Raw genomic sequence first — 15,271 nt, forward strand, 5'->3', positions numbered from 1 at the left:
GCCGTCAGTCGGCGAACCGGACCGTGCGGGTGGCCGCGTCGGGCTCCAGGAACTCCACCAGGCGCTCGCCCTCGGCCGCCAGCTCGGCCCGCTGCCCGTGCGGGACGAGCGGGGTGAGCGTCAGCACGGCCGCGCCGCGCTTCGCCTCGTGCGCCCAGGTGCCCGCCACCCGGCCGTCCACCAGGTAGGAGGCCAGCAGGGTGCCGTTCACCGCCCGGTACACCTGCCGGTGGATGTCGGCGGGCAGCATCCTGGTCCGGTCGGCGTGCGAGAGCAGCGCCGCGTCCCACTTCGGCAGGAAGCGGACCGGCAGTTCGCGGCCCGGATCGGCGACCGGCGGCGCGTCCGGGAGGTCGAGCAGCTCCCGGCCGGCCTCGTCCCGGTAGCGGACCAGCTCGCCGAGTTCGGCCAGCGCCGGGTCGACCTGCCGCAGCTTCAGCCCGCCGAAGTGCGCGATGTCGGCGCGCGAGGCCGGTCCGTACCCGGCCAGGTAGCGGCGCACCAGCCGGGCCGTGGCCTCCGGCTCGGGCGGCAACTCGCCCTGCCACAGTACGAATCGGGGCTTGCCGTGGGCCCGCCAGTGCCCGGACGGGGCGACGTGCACCAGCGGGACCAGGGCGCGGGCGAAGTGCAGCAGGTCCGCGTCCCGGATCCGCCCCTTCGACGCCTCGGCCAGCTGGCCGCGCAGCTCCTCGGCGGAGCGTGGCACGGCGGCGAACTCCCGCAGCGAGGCGGTGAGTCCGTCCTCGTCCAGGCCCGCGTCCCGGTGCCGGCCGCGCAGGTCGGTGAGCCACTGGCGGCGCCAGGCGGCCGCCAGGTGACCGTAGTCCTCGCCCGGCACCAGGTGCAGGGTGCCGCGCATCAGCGTCGACTTCACCACGCTGCCGTCCAGCAGCGCCGCCTCCAACTCCCGGTACCCGAAGTCCGGCAGCCGGGCCCACAGCGCCAGGTGCGGCGACGGCGAGTACTGCGCCTGCAGCGCCGCCAGCCGCCGCACCGCCTCGGCGGCGGGCAACGGCCGTTCGCGGTCCAGCAGTTGGCGCTCGAAGTAGCCGACCGTCAACTCGCGGGCGGTCAGCGTTCGGACGGCGGGGGGCATCGTCGGGGCTCCTCTCGGCGACGCCCAAACTAACAGCCGGTCAGGACAACGGCGGGGTGGTCGGCGGTTGGTGGGGGGAGTGCGGCGGCGCGGGCGGGGCCGGGGGATAGCCGGGCGCACCGGCGGGCGGCGCGGGCGGGTAGCCGGGCGCACCGGCGGGCGGGGCCGGGGGATAGGCGTACGCGGCGCCGGGGCCGCCGGCGGGCGGCTGCGGCAGTCCGGGCCGTGGCAGTCCGGGCTGTGGTGCGTGCGGGTGGGGGAAGGGCGGCTGCGGTACCGGCCCTGCGGCCGCGCCGCCCCACGGGCCGGGTGCGGCGCCCGGGTGCCCGAAGCCCGGCTGCGGGTGCAGCGGCGCGGCGTCCGGGGTGCGGGTGGCGGCCACCACCACGGCGACGGCCAGGGCGATCAGCAGGTCCAGCGGCAGCGTCAGGGTCAGCAGCAGGTGACCGAACGGCTTGTACACGTAGTCGTTGCCGGCGTTGCCCCCGGTGAACAGGAGGACCAGCTGGTTCAGCGAGAGGTACGCGTTGACGGCGGTCAGCGGGATCGCCGCGCCGCGCACCCAGCGGCCGCCCGCGAACGCGCCGAACGCGACGGCGGCCGTCGCCAGCAGGTACGCGGTGCTCCAGCCGAAGAAACCGACCGGGGCCGGCACGATGTGCTCGTACGAGAAGCCGAGCGCCGTCGGCAGGTACGACAGGCCGTCGCCCTGCACCAGGTCGTAGCCGAGGACGCCGAGCAGCACGATGAGCTGCAACAACATGAGCACGCCGATTCCTGGCAGGCCGCGGACGGCCGGCCGGGCAGCGGGCAGAGGCGATGGTGCGAAGGCCATGGCGGGGTTCCCTCCCGATCCGCGTGGGTTCGCTCGGAGGGTACTGGAGGGGATTAGACTCGGGGGCGCGAACCCGGAAGCCGTGGTCCGAGCCCTGGTGGTGGCTCGGGCCTCACGTGTTTCAGCCCCCCCTTCAGTCCCGGAGGCCCCGCCTTGAGCGACCAGCCGTACGCGCACCTGCACGTCCACACCGAGTACTCGATGCTGGACGGCGCCGCCCGGCTGAAGCAACTGTTCAAGGAAGTCGAGCGGCTGGGCCAGACCCACGTCGCGATGACCGACCACGGCAACATGTACGGCGCGGCCGAGTTCCACAAGCAGGCCACCGCCGCCGGCATCACGCCCGTGATCGGCATCGAGGCGTACGTCGCGCCGGAGGCCCGCTCCAACACCAAGCGCATCCTGTGGGGCCAGCCGCACCAGAAGAAGGACGACGTCTCGGCGTCCGGCGCGTACACCCACAAGACCATCTGGGCCCGCAACAAGGAGGGCCTGCACAACCTCTTCAAGCTGACCTCCCGCTCGTACGCGGAGGGCTGGCTGGTGAAGTGGCCCCGGATGGACAAGGAGATCATCGCCGAGCACGCGGCCGGTCTGATGGCCACCACGGGCTGCCCGTCCGGCGAGGTGCAGACCCGGCTGCGGCTCGGCCAGTTCGACGAGGCGGTCAGGTCCGCCGCCGAGTACCAGGACATCTTCGGCAAGGAGAACTACTTCCTGGAGCTGATGGACCACGGCCTCGACATCGAGAAGCGGGTCCGCGACGGCCTGATCGAGATCAGCAAGAAGCTGAACATCCCGCCGGTCGTCACCAACGACTCGCACTACACCACCGAGTCCGACGCCGGCGCGCACGACCTGCTGCTCTGCGTCCAGACCGGCAAGAACCTCTCCGACCCGGACCGCTTCCGGTTCGACGGCACCGGCTACTACATCAAGTCGGCCGCCGAGATGTACGGCCTGGACAGCTCCGACATCTGGCAGGAGGGCTGCCGCAACAGCCAACTGCTGGTCGCGTCCCGGGTCGACACCGAGGGCATGTTCACCTTCAAGAACCTGATGCCCCGGTTCCCGATCCCGGAGGGCTTCGAGACCGAGGCGGACTTCTTCAAGTCCAAGGTCTGGGAGGGCATGGACTGGCGCTTCCCGGAGGGCTACGACGAGGAGCACAAGAAGCTCGCCGAGTACGAGATGGACACCATCATCCAGATGGGGTTCCCGGCGTACTTCCTCGTGGTCGCCGACTTCATCATGTGGGCCAAGAGCCAGGGCATCGCGGTCGGCCCCGGCCGAGGCTCCGCGGCCGGCTCGCTGGTCGCCTACGCCATGGGCATCACCGACCTCGACCCCATCCCGCACGGCCTGATCTTCGAGCGCTTCCTCAACCCCGAGCGCATCTCCATGCCCGACGTCGACATCGACTTCGACGAGCGCCGGCGCGGCGACGTGATCCGCTACGTGACGGAGAAGTGGGGCTCCGACAAGGTCGCCATGATCGTCACGTACGGCACCATCAAGGCCAAGGCCGCCATCAAGGACTCCTCGCGCGTCCTCGGCTACCCGTACGCGATGGGCGACCGGATCACCAAGGCGATGCCGCCGGACGTCATGGGCAAGGGCATCCCGCTCTCCGGCATCACCGACAACTCGCACCCCCGCTACGGCGAGGCCGGCGAGATCCGCGGCCTGTACGAGAGCGACCCGGACGTCCGGAAGGTCATCGACACCGCGCGCGGCATCGAGGGCCTGATCCGCCAGCCCGGCGTCCACGCGGCCGGCGTCATCATGTCCGCGGAGCCGCTGACCGACCACATCCCGGTCTGGACCCGGCACACCGACGGGGTCACGATCACGCAGTTCGACTATCCGACCTGTGAGGGCCTCGGCCTTCTCAAGATGGACTTCCTCGGCCTGCGCAACCTGACGATCATGGACGACGCCGTCAAGGCGATCGAGAAGAACAAGGGCATCAAGATCGAGCTGCTCGATCTGCCGCTCGACGACAAGCCCACCTACGAGCTGCTGGCCCGTGGTGACACGCTGGGCGTGTTCCAGCTCGACGGCGGCCCGATGCGTTCGCTGCTGCGGCTGATGAAGCCCGACAACTTCGAAGACATTTCGGCTGTTCTGGCGCTGTACCGGCCGGGCCCGATGGGCGTCAACTCGCACACCAACTACGCGCTGCGCAAGAACGGCCAGCAGGACATCACCCCGATCCACCCGGAGCTGGAGAAGCCCCTGGAGGAGATCCTCAAGCCCACCTACGGCCTGATCGTCTACCAGGAGCAGGTGCAGAAGGCCGCGCAGATCCTGGCCGGCTACTCGCTCGGCCAGGCCGACCTGCTGCGCCGCGCGATGGGCAAGAAGAAGAAGGAGATCCTGGAGGCCGAGTTCGTGCCCTTCCAGCGGGGCTGCCGCGAACACGGCTACTCGGACGCCGCGATCCAGGCGGTGTGGGACGTCCTCGTCCCGTTCTCCGGCTACGCCTTCAACAAGGCGCACACCGCCGGCTACGGACTGGTCTCCTACTGGACGGCCTACCTCAAGGCCAACTACCCGGCCGAGTACATGTCCGGCCTGCTCACCTCGGTCAAGGACGACAAGGACAAGTCCGCGGTCTACCTCAACGAGTGCCGCAAGATGGGCATCCAGGTGCTCCCGCCGGACGTCAACGAGTCCGACGCCGACTTCACCCCGCACGGCAGCGACACCGTCCGGTTCGGCCTGACCGCGATCCGCAACGTCGGCGGGCCGGTGGTGGAGTCGATGATCCGCACCCGGAAGGCCAAGGGGAAGTACGCCTCCTTCCCGGACTTCCTGGACAAGGTCGAGGCGGTGGTCTGCAACAAGCGCACCGTCGAATCGCTGATCAAGGCCGGTTCCTTCGACTCGCTCGGGCACACCCGCAAGGGCCTGACCGCCCAGTTCGAGCCGATGATCGACAACGTGGTCTCGATCAAGCGCAAGGAGGCCGAGGGCCAGTTCGACCTGTTCGGCGGCGACAGCGTCTCGGACGAGCCGAGCTTCGGCCTGGACGTGGTGTTCTCCGAGGACGAGTGGGAGAAGTCGTTCCTGCTCACCCAGGAGCGCGAGATGCTCGGCCTGTACGTGTCCTCGCACCCGCTGCACGGCATCGAGCACGTCCTCGCCGACAAGGCCGACTGCGCGGTCGCCGACCTCGCCGAACGCCCCGACGGCACCATCGTCACCATCGGCGGCATCATCTCCGGCCTCCAGCGGAAGATGACCAAGCAGGGCAACGCCTGGGCGATCGCCACCGTCGAGGACCTGGCCGGTTCCATCGACTGCATGTTCTTCCCCGCCAGCTACCAGCTGGTCTCCTCCCAACTCGTCGAGGACGCCGTGGTGTTCGTCCGCGGCAAGCTCGACAAGCGGGAGGACGTGCCGCGGCTGATGGGCATGGAGCTCACGGTGCCCGACCTGTCCAACGTCGGCGCCCAGCTGCCGATCGTGATCACCGTGCCGGAGAACAAGCTCACCCCGCCGATCGTCGGCCGGCTCGGCGAGGTGCTGGGCAGCCACCGCGGCTCCACCGAGGTCCACGTCCACCTGCGCGGGCGGACCAGGACCGTGGTGCTGCGCCTCGACCGGCACCGGGTGAAGTCCGACCCGGCGCTGTTCGGCGACCTGAAGCAGCTGCTCGGGCCCAGCTGCCTGGCCGGCTGACCCCCGACGACACGAAGAGCCCCCGCGGGAGACCCGCGGGGGCTCTTCGCCGTCGACGGAGGCTCAGTTCTCCTTGACCACGACGGTCTTGGCGGCCTTGTCGTGGAAGGTCTGCTGGAGCGGCTTGTCCCACAGCTGGGAGAGCCCGTTGACCAGGACCACCAGCGAACCGATGAACGGCACGATGTACGGACCGCCCCAGACGCCGGCCCGGGTCCACAGCTCGTTGTCGGTGGGCCGGGCACCGGTGGCGACGCTGACCACCCGGATCTTCATGGCCTTCTTGCCGAGGGTCTGGCAGTGCTGGGTGGTCATCATGACGCCGTCGTAGACGACGTACGCGACGGCCAGCAGCGCGAAGTACCCGAGGGTGAAGAAACCGAAGATCGCGGACGACACGGCGCCGATCACGACGCCGATGATCAGACCGTCGATCAGGCGCGCCACGAAGCGGTCCACCGGCGTGGCCAGGGTGCGGGTGCCCGGGGGCAGCGGGGTGCCGGGGGCGGGGGTCGGGGCCAGCCAGAGCGGCCACTGGCCCTGCGGGGCACCGTAGTTCGCCTGCTGGCCGTAGCCCGGCTGGCCGCCGTACCCGGGCTGCTCGCCGTAGCCCGGCGGCGGCGGGGGCGGCGGCGGGGCGCCGTAGCCGCCGCCGGCCGGCGGCTGCTGCTGCTGACCGTACGGGTTCTGGCCGTACGGGTCCTGCGGCCCGTAGCCAGGAGGAGTATTGCTGCTCATGCGTCCGACTCCAGGTCAACTGTTGGGAGGTGCTGAAGCCCGTTTTACCCGGTTGAGGGCAAGCTGTGTATGACGATCCGACAATCGTTACTCAGTGCCAGCCGTAACGATGCCTCAACGAGTCGACCACCAGCTGGAAACGGGCCCGGTCCAGCGCGCAGGCCTCGCGCCGCATCCCGCCGTCGTGCACCCGGAACACCCGGTCCAGGGCCACCCAGGAGTCCCGGCCGCTGCGGTCCCACGGGCCGGCGCCGAGCGGCACCCAGTCCGGGTCGTGGTCGTGGCCCTTGCTGGACAGCATCACCGTCAGCAGCGTCCCCGCCCGCTCCCGGGCCACCACCAGCACCGGGCGGTCCTTGCCGCGGCCGTCGTTCTCCTCGAACGGCACCCACGTCCAGACGATCTCGCCCGGGTCCGGGTCGCCGTCGTGGTCCGGCGCGTACGCGGTGCGCACCGACCCGATCCGCTCGGCGGCCACCTCCACCGTCGCCCCGCCGCCGAACCGCCCGGGCTGCTCCACCTGCTCGTTCACCTCATGCATGGCGGAAGGCTATCGAGGGGTTCAAGCCCCGGGGCCCGGTTCCGACAGGTGGGCCCGGTAGAGGCGTTGCAGCAGCCGGTTCAGCCGGGCCCGGTCGGCGGCGGGCAGGGCGGCCAGGAGGCGGTCCTGCTCGGCGGCGGCCGCGGCGGCCAGGCCGTCGACCAGCGCCCGCCCCCCGGCGGTCAGAGCGACCACCCGGCGGCGGCCGTCGGTGTCGTGCGGGCGGCGTTCCAGGAGGCGGCGGTCGGTCAGGCCGTCCAGCACCGCCACCAGGTTGCGGGCGTCCACCGCCACCAGCTCGGCCAGTCGGCCCTGGCCGACCGGGCCGTGCTGCCCGAGCGCGACCAGGACGCCGTACTGGGCCTGGGTCAGCCGGTGTTCGCCGAGGAAGGCCGTCCAGGAGCGGGCGGTGAGCGAGCCGAGCCGGGCCAGCAGGAAGCCGGTGCCGCGCTCGTAGCCCGGGCGGTCGTCGTTCATGCGGCCCAGCCTAGACGACCGGTAATCGACATGATGCATGTCTTTTGGTAGACATTCCGCATGTCGATCGAACTGAGGCACCGTCAGGTGACGATTGGTGAACTCTCCCTGCACGTCGTGGAATCCGGCGACCCCGAAGGCCGGCCCTTCCTGCTGCTGCACGGCTGGCCCGAGTCCTCCCGCACCTGGCAGGGCGTGATGGCCGCGGCCGGCGACGACGCCCGCCTGCTGGCCGTCGACCTGCCCGGCATCGGCCGCTCCACCGGCGGCGTCGGCGGCTCCAAGCGGCGGATCGCCGCCGCCGTGCACGCCCTGATCGGCCGACTCGGCCTCACCGGCGCCACGCTGGTCGGCCACGACGCCGGCGGCATGGCCGCCTACGCCTACCTGCGGACCTTCGACGCCGTCGACCGGGTGGTGGTGATGAACACCGTGCTGCCGGGCGTCGCGCCCTGGGAGCAGGTGCTGCGCAACCCGTACATCTGGCACTTCGGCCTGCACGCCGTCCCCGACCTGCCCGAGACGCTGGTCGACGGCCGGCAGGAGGCCTACTTCGGGTACTTCTACCGGATGCTCTCCGCCGACCCCGACCGGATCACCGCCGACTCGCGCGTCGAACAGGCCGCGGCCTACCGCGAACCCGCCCAGCTCACCGCCGGGTTCGACCTGTACCGGGCCTTCGGGCAGGACGCCCGCGACAACGCCGAATCCGCCGCCGCCGGGCCCGTCGACACCCCGCTGCTCTACCTGCGCGGCACCCGTGAGCCCGTCGACCTGGACGCCTACGCCGCCGGCCTGCGGGCGGCCGGGGTGCGGGCACTCGACACCGGGCTGGTGGACGGCGGCGGGCACTTCATGCAGGAGGAGCAGCCCGCCGAAGTCTGGCGGCTGATCCGGGAGTTCGCAGGCTGATCGGGCGTCAGGCGGCGCGCAGCTCGGGCGGGACGGCCGCGTGCAGGGCCGCCGCGAAGGCGGCCACCGCCGGGTGGGCGGCGGCGCCGGCGCGGAAGGCGGTGCGGGTGCGGCGGTAGATCGGCAGGCGGGTGAGGGCGACGTTCGGCGGGCAGTGGCCGGTGCCCAGGTGCGGGACCAGCGCGACGCCCTGGCCGGCCGCCACCAGGGCCAGCTGGGAGCCGAAGTCGTCCACCCGGTGCCGCACCCGGGGGGTGAAGCCGGCGGCCTGGCAGGCGCGTTGGGTCAGCTCGTGGCAGAGCGTGCCGACGGGGGCGGTGATCCACGGGCTGCCCCGGTGGTCGGCGAGCGTGCCGGGGGCGCGGGCCGCCAGGTACAGCGGCTCGGCGAAGACCGGGCCGGTCAGCGCGATGCCCTCCTCCGGCTCGCCCGGGACGAGGTCGTACTCGTGCACCAGGGCGAGGTCGAGTTCGCCCGCGCGCAGCGCCGCGGCCACCGCGGCCGGGTCCACCTCGCTCACCATGGCCTCCAACTCGGGGTGGCGGGAGGCCAGTTCGGCCAGCGCGGCGGGGACGAGGGCGCGCACCGCGGACGGGTAGGCGCCGATCCGCAGCGGGCCGGCCAGGCCGCTGCGGGCGTGCGCCAGTTCGGCGTCCGCCCGTTCCAGCAGCTCCAGCACCGCCTCGGTGTGCCGGACCAGGTTCCGCCCGGCCGGGGTCAGCGCCACCCGTCGACCGGTCCGCTCCAGCAGCGGCACGCCCGCCTCCCGCTCCAGCACCGACAGCTGCTGGGACACCGCCGAAGGACTGAACGCCAGGGCGTCCGCCACCGCCGCGATCGTCCCCAGGTGGGCCAGTTCGCGCAGCAGCCGCAGTCGTCGCACATCGAGCATCGGCCCAGCTTACGAGAAGCATCGGAAATGTGAACTGGACCCGCACGGTCGCCGCCCGGCAGGCTTCCCCTCATGGAACTCCACGGCATTCACGTCCCGCTGGTCACTCCCTTCACCGCCGACGGCGGCCTCGCCCTCGACGCCCTGGAGCAGCTGGCCCGCGACAGCCTGGACGCCGGCGCCGCCGGACTGGTCGCCCTCGGCACCACCGGCGAACCCGGTTCGCTCACCGACGCCGAACAGGACGCGGTGATCGAGCTCTGCCGCCGCGTCACCGCCGACCACGGCGCGGTGCTGACGGTCGGCGCCGGACACGGCGGCACCGCGCGGACCGCCGAGGCGTTGGGCAGGCTGGCCGGACGGACCGACGCCGCGCTGGTCGCCGTCCCGGCGTTCGTCCGGCCCGGCGAGGACGGGGTGCTCGCGCACTTCCGGGCGCTGGCCGCCACCAGCCCGGTGCCGCTGGTGATCTACCACATCCCGTACCGCACCGGGCAGCCGCTGGGCGCCGCCGCCCTGCTGGAACTGCTGGCGCTGCCGCAGGTCGCTGGCATCAAGTACGCGCCCGGCGGGATCGACGAGCAGGCCGTCGCGCTGCTGGCCGCCGGCCCGCGCGGCGTGCTGGCCGGCGACGACCTGTTCCTGTCCCCGCTGCTCGCGCTCGGCGCCGACGGCGGCATCCTGGCCTCCGCGCACCTGGAGACCGCCCGCTTCGTCGCCCTGCACCGGGCCTGGGCGGACGGCGACGTGCCGCGGGCCCGCGCGCTCGGCGCGGAGCTCGTCGAGGTGTCCCGGGCCGCGTTCGCCGGGCCGAACCCGACCGCGCTCAAGGCGCTGCTGCACCGCGCCGGCCGCATCCCGACCCCCGCGGTGCGGCTGCCGCTGCTCGCGCACGGCTGACCGTTCCGCGAAGAATTTCCGGCCCGGACCGGGCCGGACCGGAGGGATTGCCGAGCTGGACGGCAGGCGTTCACGCCTTGGGACGCCTCCGCGAAAACCCCCTCTGACAAGGCATGATGGCTGGAACACGTAGGAGGAGGAGACGGATGAGGATCGGCATCGTAGGGGCCACCGGCCAGGTCGGCGGCGTGGTCCGCGAGATCCTGGCGGAGCGCGACGTCCAGGTCGAGGAGCTGCGGCTGTTCGCCTCGGCGCGCTCGGCGGGACGCACCCTGCCCTGGAAGGACACCGAAGTCACCGTCGAGGACGCCGCCACGGCCGACTACCGTGGCCTCGACATCGTGATCTTCTCCGCCGGCGGGTCCACCTCCAAGGCCCTCGCCCCGAAGGTCGCCGAGGCCGGAGCCGTCGTCATCGACAACTCCTCCGCCTGGCGCCGCGACCCCGAGGTCCCGCTGGTCGTCGCCGAGGTCAACCCCGCCGCGATCGCCGAGCGCCCCAAGGGCATCATCGCCAACCCGAACTGCACCACCATGGCCGCGATGCCGGTGCTGCGGCCGCTGCACGACGAGTCCGAGCTGGTCTCGCTGGTGGTCTCCACCTACCAGGCGGTCTCCGGCTCCGGCCTGGCCGGCGTCTCCGAGCTGCACGAGCAGGCCCGCAAGGTCGTCGACGGCGCCACCGCGCTGGTGCACGACGGCGCGGCCGTCGAGTACCCCGCGCCGGGCGTCTACAAGCGGCCCATCGCGTTCAACGTGCTGCCGCTCGCGGGCGCGCTGGTCGACGACGGCAGCAACGAGACCGACGAGGAGCAGAAGCTCCGCCACGAGAGCCGCAAGATCCTCGGCATCCCCGAGCTGAAGGTCTCCGGCACCTGCGTGCGCGTCCCGGTCTTCACCGGCCACTCGCTCCAGGTCAACGCCCGCTTCGCCCGCCCGCTCAGCCCCGAGCGCGCCACCGAGCTGCTGGCGGACGCCCCCGGCGTCGTCCTCACCGACATCCCGACCCCGCTCCAGGCCGCCGGCCAGGACCCGAGCTACGTCGGCCGGATCCGGGCGGACGAGACCGTCGAGCACGGCCTGTCGCTGTTCCTGTCCAACGACAACCTGCGCAAGGGCGCCGCCCTCAACGCGGTGCAGATCGCCGAACTGGTCGCCGCCGAACTGCGCGGCTGATCCGTTCCGGGTCAGGGGCGTCGGGGATCTCCCCGGCGCCCTGTTCACTGCCTGGGCCCGACCGTGATCGGGAGCTCCGCGGAGGTCGCCGAGCCGGTCCACTTGTCGCCCGGCGCGTACCACTGGTACGTCCCCGAGCGACTCGCCTCGAGCTGGATGGAGAACCGGCCCTCGTGGTCGGTTCTGACGGCCGTCAGGGTGGACCAGGTGTTCGATCCGACGTCGCGGAACTGCAGGTAGACGGCGGTGCCCTGCTGCGGGATGTAGCCGTGCTCGTCCCACATGGCGCGCTGCAGGCGGCCGTTGAGCCGGATCTTCTCGCCGTCGGACGCCGTCGCCGGGCAGGACGCCTCGTCGAGCAGCGCCGCGCGCTTCAGCGAGAAGCCGCCCGCGGACTTCGAGACGTAGCGGTCGCCGTCGTTGGCCTGGATCCGCAGGTCCACGAACCAGGTGCCGGCCTGGTCGTCGAACAGCACCCGGGAGGTCGCCTCGACCGTCGCCTCGCCGGTGCAGCGGCTCACCGTGCCGGTGGCGTCGACCGGCACACAGCTCATCGGGCCGACCTTGAGGGTCGCGTAGTTCGGTCCCCACAGGCCGATCGGGTCGACCGTGCGGATGCCGGAGCGGTCCGTCGCCGTCACCTCCACCGGGAAGGTCCTGGTCTCGCCCGGCCCCAACTCCACCGTCCGACCGCCGTTGACCACCACCGACACCAGCCCGGTGTCGCCCTCGGAGGTCTCCGGCACGGTCGCGGGCACCAGAACGAGAGCGACGGCACCGATCGCCGCCACTCCGCACAGGGCCACTGCACTTTTCCGCACGGTGTCCCAGTATCCAGGGTCGCGGGTAAAGGCTTGGGCACGGTTCGGGGAGCGGACGACGGGTAAAGGTGTGCGCAACGGTGGCCGGAGCGCCGCGCGGCGTCCCCACCGCCGCGCCTCCGGGGCCGAGGAAGAGGTGCCGAAATGGACCGCTGCGTCGTCCTGGTCGACGCCGGCTACCTGCTGGGTGCCGCCGCCAGCCTGCTCGCCGGAGAACCGGGCCGGTCGCGGATCGCCGTCGACCACCCGGTGCTGATCGGCGCCCTGCGCGACCGCGCCGAGGAGGAGACCGGGCTGCCACTGCTGCGGATCTACTGGTTCGACGCCGCCATCGACCGCAGACCCGCGCCCGAACACCGCCGGCTCAGGGTGCTGCCCCGGGTCACCGTCCGGCTCGGCGCGCTCACCCGCGCCGAGGGCCGCTGGGTGCAGAAGGGCGTCGACGCCGCGATGCACGCCGAACTCAGCGAACTCGCCCGCAACCACGCCTGCGCCGACGTGGTGCTGGTCACCGGCGACGGCGACCTGCTGCCCGGCGTCGCCTCCGCCAAGGAACACGGCGTGGCCGTCCACCTGTGGGCGCTGGAGGCCGCCGACGGCGACTTCAACCAGTCCGAGGAACTCGTCGGCGAGGCCGACGAACGCCGGGTCCTCGACCGCGCCTGGATCGAACGCTGGGCCCGCCCCCGGGAGACCAACCCCGACCACGCCTCCCCCGTCGCGCCCGTCGCCGTGCTGCCCGCCCCGCCCCGGCCGCGCGCCGCCGCCGAACCCGCCGCCGCGACCGCCGGGCGGGCCGCCGCCCCGTTACGGGTCATCCCCACCCCCAAGGACCTGGCCGGACGCGCCCCCCTCCCCGTCCCCGCGCCGCCGGCCACCGGCCTCGGCGGGCCGGTGCTGCGCTGGTCCTCCGACCGCGGCTGGCTGGAACGCACCGACACCAGCCCCGTCGACGCGCTGCCCACCCTCGACCGCCTCACCACCGCCGCCCAGCGCTGGGCCGACCGCGAGGAGGACATCACCAGCGTCGGCGGCGACCCGCAGGAGGTCGGCCAGGTCTTCGCCCGCCGCTGGCTCGACCGGCTCGCCCCCGCCGACCGCCCCGCCCTGCTGTGGACCGACCACCCGCGCATCCCGCACCGCCTCGACGGCGAACTGCTGCGCTACGCCGCCCGGTTCGGCCTGCTCGCCCACAAGGAGGACCAGATCGACGAGCAGGACAGGTACGCCATCCGGGAGGGCTTCTGGAAGGAGCTCGCCGCCCGGATCCCCGACACCCGCCGCCCGGCGGAGGTGCTGGAGGACAGCTGATCGCGTGACCCGCGTGCCCGGAGGGCCCGGCACGGCGCGTAGAGTCTTCCGTCGTGAGCAAGGCACCTCAGGACTGCTGCACCATCAGCGGCCTGGTCAAGACCTACCGGGCGGGCGGCACCGAGGTCCGGGCCAACGACGGCATCGATCTCGCCGTCCGGCGCGGCGAGATCTTCGGGCTGCTCGGGCCCAACGGCGCCGGCAAGTCCACCCTGGTCCGCCAGCTCACCGGCCTGCTCCGACCCGACGCCGGCACCATCGACCTGCTCGGGCACGACATCGTCCGCCACCCCGAACGGGCCGCCCGGCTGCTCGGCTACCTCGGCCAGGAATCCACCGCCCTCGACGAGCTCACCGTCGCCCTCGCCGCCGAGACCACCGGCCGCCTGCGCGGACTCACCCGCGCCGCCGCCCGCGCCGAGACCGCCGACGTGATCACCGAACTCGGCCTCGAACCGCTCGCCCACCGGCCGCTCGCCAAACTCTCCGGCGGCCAACGCCGCCTCGCCTGCTTCGCCGCCACCCTGGTCGGCGAACGCCCGCTGCTGGTCCTGGACGAACCCACCACCGGCATGGACCCGGTCGCCCGCCGCGCCGTGTGGAGCGCCGTCGACCGCCGCCGCGCCGAACGCGGCACCACCGTGATGCTGGTCACCCACAACGTCATCGAGGCCGAGACCGTCCTCGACCGGGTCGCCGTGGTCGACGGCGGCAAGGTCATCGCCTGCGACACCCCCGGCGGCCTCAAGGCACTCGTCGACGGCCACGTCCGGCTCGACCTGGTCTGGCGGCACGACGCCCCCACCGGCGTCCCCGCCGTCGCCGCGCTCGCCGAACGCGCCGAACGCACCGGACGCCGCTGGACCCTGCGCACCACCCCCGACGAGGCCCGGGAACTGGTCGCCGCCGTCACCACCGGCCCCGCCTTCGCCGCACTCGACGACTTCACCCTCGCCACCCCCACCCTGGAGGACGCCTACCTCCGACTCGGCGGCCGGCACGGAGGACTCGCCCGATGACCCTGCTCGACGCCCCCGCCGCCACCGCGACCGGGACGGCCGCCCCGCTGGCCCCCGCCGCCCGGCTGCTGCCCGCGCTGGCCGCCGTCTACCGCGCCCAGCTGGCCCGGGCCAAGGTCTCCCGGATCCCGCTGCTGTTCGTCGCGACCTTCCAGTCCATCGGCATCCTGGTGATGATGCGCGGCGTCGTCGACCCCGGCGACAACCCCTCCGCGCACGCCGTGGTGGCCGGCTCCGCCGTCCTGGTCGTCGCCTTCGTGGCGCTCAACCTGCTCGCCCAGTACTTCGGCCGGCTCCACCACACCGGCGGCCTCGACCACTACGCGACGCTGCCCGTCCCGCCCGCGTCCGTGGTGCTCGGCACCGCCGCCGCGTACGCCTCGTTCACCGTGCCCGGAGTGTTCGTCACCGCCGCCGCCGGCAGCTGGATGTTCGGGCTGCCGATGGGACGGCTGTGGATCCTGCTCGCCGTGGTCCCGCTGGCCGGCGCGGCGCTCGCCGGACTCGGCGCGGCCCTCGGGCTGCTCGCCCCGCGCCAGGAACTCGCCACCCTCGCCGGGCAGTTGGGCATGTCCGCGGCGCTGCTGCTGGGCGTCCTGCCGGCCTCCCGGCTGCCCGTCCCGGTGCAGTGGCTGCGCGACCTGCTGCCCTCCAGCTACGGCGTCGACGCCTTCGCCCTCACCTTCGCCCCGCACCCCGACTGGGCCCGCGTCCTGCTCGACCTCGGCGTCTGCGGCGCGGTCGGCCTCGCCTCGCTGACGCTCGCCACCTGGGCGTACCGGCGCGCCGCGCACTGAGAGCCTTCCGTCGAACGGACCGCTTCCGTCGAACGGACCGCTTCCGTCGAACGGACCGCTTCCGTCG

At 72.9% G+C, this 15,271-nt stretch carries 14 protein-coding genes; 7 read left to right on the forward strand and 7 right to left on the reverse strand.

Going from position 1 to position 15,271, the window contains the following annotated elements:
* Nucleotides 1–4 precede the first annotated feature (4 nt).
* Both ACFV4P_RS11660 and ACFV4P_RS11665 read right to left on the reverse strand, forming a co-directional pair.
* A complete protein-coding gene (locus ACFV4P_RS11660; protein ID WP_380469848.1) occupies nt 5–1,099 on the reverse strand; it encodes a winged helix DNA-binding domain-containing protein in 1,095 nt (364 codons plus the stop codon).
* A 40-nt stretch (nt 1,100–1,139) separates the two neighbouring features.
* Nucleotides 1,140–1,862 carry a hypothetical protein gene (locus ACFV4P_RS11665; RefSeq protein WP_380469849.1) on the reverse strand — a complete coding sequence of 241 codons (723 nt, stop codon included), beginning with the start codon at nt 1,860–1,862 and terminating at the stop codon, nt 1,140–1,142.
* A 225-nt stretch (nt 1,863–2,087) separates the two neighbouring features.
* On the opposite strand from ACFV4P_RS11665, the gene dnaE reads away from it, so the two are divergent.
* Nucleotides 2,088–5,621 carry a DNA polymerase III subunit alpha gene (gene dnaE, locus ACFV4P_RS11670; protein WP_380469851.1) on the forward strand — a complete coding sequence of 1,178 codons (3,534 nt, stop codon included), beginning with the start codon at nt 2,088–2,090 and terminating at the stop codon, nt 5,619–5,621.
* Nucleotides 5,622–5,684: 63 nt separating this feature from the next.
* Here dnaE and ACFV4P_RS11675 read toward each other — a convergent pair whose 3' ends face one another.
* The 3 genes from ACFV4P_RS11675 to ACFV4P_RS11685 all read right to left on the reverse strand — a co-directional run bounded on the left by ACFV4P_RS11675 (nt 5,685) and on the right by ACFV4P_RS11685 (nt 7,377).
* Nucleotides 5,685–6,359 carry an RDD family protein gene (locus tag ACFV4P_RS11675; RefSeq protein WP_380469853.1) on the reverse strand — a complete coding sequence of 225 codons (675 nt, stop codon included), beginning with the start codon at nt 6,357–6,359 and terminating at the stop codon, nt 5,685–5,687.
* Nucleotides 6,360–6,450: 91 nt separating this feature from the next.
* Nucleotides 6,451–6,900, reverse strand: a complete 450-nt coding sequence (locus ACFV4P_RS11680; protein WP_380469855.1) for a type II toxin-antitoxin system PemK/MazF family toxin — start codon at nt 6,898–6,900, stop codon at nt 6,451–6,453.
* 21 nt (nt 6,901–6,921) lie between these two features.
* Entirely contained in the window at nt 6,922–7,377 is a 456-nt protein-coding gene (locus tag ACFV4P_RS11685) for a MarR family winged helix-turn-helix transcriptional regulator (RefSeq protein ID WP_380469857.1), read from the reverse strand.
* Between the two features lie 60 nt (nt 7,378–7,437).
* Here ACFV4P_RS11685 and ACFV4P_RS11690 point away from each other — a divergent pair, with 60 nt between their 5' ends.
* Nucleotides 7,438–8,289, forward strand: a complete 852-nt coding sequence (locus ACFV4P_RS11690) for an alpha/beta fold hydrolase (RefSeq protein ID WP_380469859.1) — start codon at nt 7,438–7,440, stop codon at nt 8,287–8,289.
* 7 nt (nt 8,290–8,296) lie between these two features.
* On the opposite strand, the gene ACFV4P_RS11695 is transcribed toward ACFV4P_RS11690, so the two are convergent.
* The gene (locus ACFV4P_RS11695) at nt 8,297–9,181 is read right to left on the reverse strand and encodes a LysR substrate-binding domain-containing protein (protein ID WP_380469861.1); all 885 of its coding nucleotides are present in this window, start codon (nt 9,179–9,181) and stop codon (nt 8,297–8,299) included.
* A 72-nt stretch (nt 9,182–9,253) separates the two neighbouring features.
* Here ACFV4P_RS11695 and ACFV4P_RS11700 point away from each other — a divergent pair, with 72 nt between their 5' ends.
* Together ACFV4P_RS11700 and ACFV4P_RS11705 are read left to right on the forward strand one after the other, a co-directional pair.
* Nucleotides 9,254–10,081 carry a dihydrodipicolinate synthase family protein gene (locus ACFV4P_RS11700; protein WP_380469863.1) on the forward strand — a complete coding sequence of 276 codons (828 nt, stop codon included), beginning with the start codon at nt 9,254–9,256 and terminating at the stop codon, nt 10,079–10,081.
* 146 nt (nt 10,082–10,227) lie between these two features.
* Nucleotides 10,228–11,256: an aspartate-semialdehyde dehydrogenase gene (locus ACFV4P_RS11705; RefSeq protein WP_380469865.1), complete on the forward strand. Its 1,029-nt coding sequence runs from the start codon at nt 10,228–10,230 to the stop codon at nt 11,254–11,256.
* Between the two features lie 44 nt (nt 11,257–11,300).
* Here ACFV4P_RS11705 and ACFV4P_RS11710 read toward each other — a convergent pair whose 3' ends face one another.
* Entirely contained in the window at nt 11,301–12,077 is a 777-nt protein-coding gene (locus ACFV4P_RS11710; protein WP_380469867.1) for a hypothetical protein, read from the reverse strand.
* A 144-nt stretch (nt 12,078–12,221) separates the two neighbouring features.
* Here ACFV4P_RS11710 and ACFV4P_RS11715 point away from each other — a divergent pair, with 144 nt between their 5' ends.
* Genes ACFV4P_RS11715 through ACFV4P_RS11725 form a run of 3 tightly spaced genes read left to right on the forward strand, consistent with a single transcriptional unit; the run spans nt 12,222 to nt 15,204 of the window.
* On the forward strand, nt 12,222–13,388 hold the full coding sequence (locus ACFV4P_RS11715) for an NYN domain-containing protein (protein ID WP_380469869.1): 1,167 nt from the start codon (nt 12,222–12,224) through the stop codon (nt 13,386–13,388).
* 53 nt (nt 13,389–13,441) lie between these two features.
* A complete protein-coding gene (locus ACFV4P_RS11720) occupies nt 13,442–14,407 on the forward strand; it encodes an ABC transporter ATP-binding protein (protein ID WP_380469871.1) in 966 nt (321 codons plus the stop codon).
* Complete coding sequence (locus ACFV4P_RS11725) at nt 14,404–15,204, forward strand: ABC transporter permease (RefSeq protein ID WP_380469873.1); 801 nt, start codon at nt 14,404–14,406, stop codon at nt 15,202–15,204. Before ACFV4P_RS11720 ends, ACFV4P_RS11725 begins: the two co-directional genes overlap by 4 nt.
* Nucleotides 15,205–15,271 lie beyond the last annotated feature (67 nt).

This window comes from Kitasatospora sp. NPDC059795 (assembly GCF_042732175.1).
Taxonomy (GTDB): Bacteria; Actinomycetota; Actinomycetes; order Streptomycetales; family Streptomycetaceae; genus Kitasatospora.

Coding starts and splice junctions, on each gene's coding strand:
- ACFV4P_RS11660 (WP_380469848.1), bottom strand. CDS start 1,099: ATGCCCCCCGCCGTCCGAACGCTGACCGCCCGCGAGTTGACGGTCGGC.
- ACFV4P_RS11665 (WP_380469849.1), bottom strand. CDS start 1,862: ATGTTGTTGCAGCTCATCGTGCTGCTCGGCGTCCTCGGCTACGACCTG.
- ACFV4P_RS11675 (WP_380469853.1), bottom strand. CDS start 6,359: ATGAGCAGCAATACTCCTCCTGGCTACGGGCCGCAGGACCCGTACGGC.
- ACFV4P_RS11680 (WP_380469855.1), bottom strand. CDS start 6,900: ATGCATGAGGTGAACGAGCAGGTGGAGCAGCCCGGGCGGTTCGGCGGC.
- ACFV4P_RS11685 (WP_380469857.1), bottom strand. CDS start 7,377: ATGAACGACGACCGCCCGGGCTACGAGCGCGGCACCGGCTTCCTGCTG.
- ACFV4P_RS11690 (WP_380469859.1), top strand. CDS start 7,438: ATGTCGATCGAACTGAGGCACCGTCAGGTGACGATTGGTGAACTCTCC.
- ACFV4P_RS11695 (WP_380469861.1), bottom strand. CDS start 9,181: ATGCTCGATGTGCGACGACTGCGGCTGCTGCGCGAACTGGCCCACCTG.
- ACFV4P_RS11700 (WP_380469863.1), top strand. CDS start 9,254: ATGGAACTCCACGGCATTCACGTCCCGCTGGTCACTCCCTTCACCGCC.
- ACFV4P_RS11705 (WP_380469865.1), top strand. CDS start 10,228: ATGAGGATCGGCATCGTAGGGGCCACCGGCCAGGTCGGCGGCGTGGTC.
- ACFV4P_RS11715 (WP_380469869.1), top strand. CDS start 12,222: ATGGACCGCTGCGTCGTCCTGGTCGACGCCGGCTACCTGCTGGGTGCC.
- ACFV4P_RS11725 (WP_380469873.1), top strand. CDS start 14,404: ATGACCCTGCTCGACGCCCCCGCCGCCACCGCGACCGGGACGGCCGCC.